At 67.5% G+C, this 1,037-nt stretch carries 2 protein-coding genes; both read right to left on the reverse strand.

Features of this window, described 5'->3' with window-relative positions:
- On the reverse strand, window positions 1-213 hold a 213-nt coding region (locus ABT116_RS50215), incomplete at its 3' end, for a hypothetical protein (RefSeq protein WP_351648522.1).
- The coding region (locus tag ABT116_RS50220; protein ID WP_351648524.1) for a hypothetical protein at window positions 197-1,037 on the reverse strand (841 nt) is incomplete at its 5' end. The genes ABT116_RS50215 and ABT116_RS50220, both read right to left, overlap by 17 nt.

Here is a 1,037-nt window from a genome sequence, read left to right on the forward strand (position 1 = left end):
GGCGAGGACGTCGCCGGGCATGATCGCGAACGGGTTCGGTTTGCGGTAGTGCGTCAGGACGGCGTCGAGGGCTTCGCCGTGTCCGATGTCCTGGCCGGTGAAGCATTCGGCCCAGGCGAGGATCTGGGGGTCGTCGGCGGTGATGCGGTGGTCGAGGAGTGCAGCTTTGGCGAGGGTGAGTCCGGCGATCTCGATGTCAGTCGAGCTGGGCATGGGGTGCCTCCGTGGTCGCGGTGAGTCGGTTGGTGCGGTCGAGGATCGATTGGGCGCGGTCGGCGCCGCCGGGTTTGGTGTTACCGGTTGCGCCGTTCCGGCGTTTGAGGACTTCGGAGACGATCACGGGGAGCGCTCGGGGTCCGAGGGTCGGCTTCTTGAGCCAGAGGGTCAGCGAGTCTTTGATGACGTCGGGTGCGGTCCCGGACTTCTGGAGCGTCGAGACCTGGAGCGCGAGTTCGGTCCGGACGGTCTGGGGTTGTTCGGCGGGGATGACTTCGCGGATCACTGCCCACGCGTTCGGTGGCACTGGCGGTCCGGCGGGTTGGTCGTCGCGGTTTTCGCGCTCGCGGTCTGTAGCTGAGTTACCAACGGAAGCAGCACCGGTGCCCGGTGATAGGTGATTGGTGTTAGGTGATTGGTGCCGCACGCGTGCGCGCGCGCGAGGATGCCCTGCGCCACGGGGTGGCTCACGCCGTGAGACCTGCGAAAACACCTGTTCCGGGTCCACGTCGCCCGGTTCGGTCGCCGTATCCCCCGCGTCGGGTCCACCAGGGTTGTCGCCCCATTCCGAGGACGGGGTCGTGACGGCATCGTCACGGGATGCGTCACGGGGTGGCTCACGCCGTGCAGCCTGCGGATATGTCGAAAACGCCTGGTCGCTGAAAGCATCCGGATCGCCCTCGGGGCCGACAGCGCCGCCGAATGCCTCGTCATACCGTGCTGCACGGGGTAGCTCACGCCGTGCAGCCTGCGACGATGCACCGGACGGCAGCTGCTGGCCGGGGTCGGCGTCGAGCAACAACAACGTGTGCGCCAACGCC

Origin of the sequence: Streptomyces sp. NPDC002130 (assembly GCF_040296465.1) — a bacterium.
Taxonomy (GTDB): Bacteria; Actinomycetota; Actinomycetes; order Streptomycetales; family Streptomycetaceae; genus Streptomyces.